This window comes from Hyphomonas sp. UBA3601 (genome assembly GCF_002375605.1).
Lineage (GTDB): Bacteria > Pseudomonadota > Alphaproteobacteria > Caulobacterales > Hyphomonadaceae > Hyphomonas.
In genome coordinates, this window is sequence record NZ_DFME01000022.1 from 3,788 (window position 1) to 6,174 (window position 2,387).

2 protein-coding genes and 1 pseudogene are annotated in these 2,387 nt (G+C 62.5%); all 3 read left to right on the top strand.

Annotation, left to right across the window (positions count from 1 at the left end):
• Positions 1–1,667: pseudogene (locus B4F73_RS01880) on the top strand (helicase); the annotation flags it as partial.
• A complete protein-coding gene (locus tag B4F73_RS01885) occupies positions 1,664–1,951 on the top strand; it encodes an RNA-binding S4 domain-containing protein (protein ID WP_290482380.1) in 288 nt (95 codons plus the stop codon). The pseudogene B4F73_RS01880 and the gene B4F73_RS01885, both read left to right, overlap by 4 nt.
• Positions 1,948–2,387: TerB family tellurite resistance protein (locus tag B4F73_RS01890; RefSeq protein ID WP_290482381.1), on the top strand; the 440-nt coding region annotated here is incomplete at its 3' end. The genes B4F73_RS01885 and B4F73_RS01890, both read left to right, overlap by 4 nt.

A 2,387-nucleotide genomic window follows, 5' to 3' on the forward strand; every position in this document is an offset into this window, starting at 1 on the left:
CGCGCGAAGTGCGGCGGCTATGGGATCTGGCCCGCCTGCCAGACTTCCGCAAAGCCGGGCCGGAAGGCCATGCGCGGCTCGTGCTGGGCCTTGCTGAAACGCTCGCCAATCCGGATGCGCGCCTTGCCGACAAGGGGCTGGAGCGCCGTCTGGATGATCTTTCATCGACCCAGGGCGATATTGCGAAGCTGCAGCAGCGGCTTGCCAATATACGGACCTGGACCTATGCCGCCCATCGGCCTGACTGGCTGGAAAACCCGGAAAAATGGCAGGATCGAACACGAGAGATTGAAGACTCCCTGTCAGACGCGCTACACGAAGCGCTGACTGCCCGGTTCGTGGACCGGCGAACCACCGCTTTGCTTGCCAGCCTGAAGAAGGAAGACGCCCTCGTGACCGAATTGACCCCGGAAGGTGATGTCCGTGTGGAAGGCCATGTCGTTGGACGCCTGAAAGGCCTGACCTTCGAACCTGTTCTTGATGCCCGTACGCTCGAAGGCAAGGCGGTGCGCAGCGCAGCCCAGGCCGCTGTGCGCCCGCTGATCCTGGAACGCCTGTCGCTGATCGTGGCGGCGCCGGATGATGCGTTCAAACTGAATGATGAAGGCCAGATCGAACACATCAATTCGCCCGTGGCCCATCTGGCCAAGGGATCGAGCTGGATGGCGCCGCGCGTCGAGATTGTCGGCGCATCCGAAGTCGACCCGGCCGAGCGTGAAGCTGCGCGCCAGCGGCTGGAGCAATGGGCCGCGGCCGAGACCGCCAAGATCCTGCCAACTCATACAAAGCTGGCCGTTGAAAAAGCGGGCGATGCGCTGGAAGGTCTCGCGCGCGGGATTGCCTTCCGTCTTCTTGAAACCGGGGCTGCGGTTGATCTTCGCCAGGATGACCCAAGTCTGCGTCTGACCGGCGACCAGCGTGAAGCCCTCAAAGGCATTGGGGTGAGAGCAGGCCGTGTCGCGGCACATGTGCCGGATGCGCAAAAGCCTGCAGGCCAGCGCATGATCGCCATTCTGCGCGCTGTGTTTGAAGGTCAGCCTTTCCCACTGGCACCCGAGGGGGCCGGGTCATTTGCGCTTGATGGCACATGGCCGGAAGAGGCGCTTGCCGCCAATGGCTATCTTCGTTTCGGCCGCCGGGCCGTGCGCGCAGACCTTGCCGAACGTCTCGGCTGGGAGATCGCCAAGCGCCGCAAGGAAGCCTCGAAGAACGCATTCCCCATCGAGATCGACCTGGCTTCCGTCGTCTCTTGCCCTGCCGATGACTGGCCCGCCGTGTTGAAAGGCTTTGGCCTTGCGCCTGCGGAAAAGGACAAGGAAACGGATGCCGTTACTTTGTGGCGCTATGCGTCCCGCGCCCGTCCCGAGGGGCGGTCTGAAGGCGGGCGGCCCCAGCGCGGCCGAGATCAGAATGCCGGTGGCAAAGGCCCGAAAGGTCCACGCGGACCAAAACAGCAAGGCGGGGGCGGGCGGTCCAATTCCCGCAGTGCCCCGCAGTCGCGCCAGCCGGACCCGGACAGCCCGTTCGCGGCGCTCGCAGCCCTGCTGCCGGAGCCCAAGCGGGCGGCTAGCAAACCAAAGAAAAAGAAACGCAAGCCAAAACCCAAGCCGGATGCCGCCGCTGAAAGCGCAGCTGATACGAGCTTCGAGTACAAGCCCTTTCAATGACGGACACGCCAACGCTGCGCCTTGATGTGTGGCTGTGGCGGACACGGTTTTTCAAGACTCGCGCCCTGTCCGGATCGTATATTCGCAAGCGGGGCGTCCGATTGACCCGCAATGGCCAGACCCGGCGCGTCAACAAGCCGGGCGCCGCTATTTGCGTTGGAGATGTTGTCACGCTGGCGCGAGGCGCGCATATCAGGACCGTCGAAGTGCTGGATCTGGGCACTCGGAGAGGGCCGGCAGAAGAGGCGGCGGCAATGTACACGACGCTGGAGACCGACACATGATGAACACGCTGAAAAATCTGTTCCGGCAGAAAACGCCTGCCGAGAGACCGATGGACCCGCAAGTCGCGGCTGCGGCGCTACTTGTCGAGGCTGCCCTGTCCGATGGGGTCTATGTGAACATTGAAAGCGACATGATCGCTGAAATCCTGTTGGAAGCGTTCAAATTCGATGCAGACAAGGCAGATGCCGTGCTGGCCGAAGGCGAAGCCTTGGCTGAAGAGGCGGTCGGTTCCCACCAGTTTACCAAGCATGTGAAGAAGCTGCCGATTGCGGAGCGGATTTCCATCATTGAAGGCTTGTACCGGGTCGCGCTGGCTGATGGCGAAAAAAGCGATATCGAGGATGCCTATATCCGCCATGTCGCCTCGCTGCTGCATATTGACGATATTTCTCGCGCACAGGCTCGCCAGGCGGCGGAAAAGCGGATCGCCGACGC

Bases quoted from the DNA above. Each gene is read 5' to 3' on its own strand.
- B4F73_RS01885 (WP_290482380.1), top strand. From the start codon at position 1,664: ATGACGGACACGCCAACGCTGCGCCTTGATGTGTGGCTGTGGCGGACA.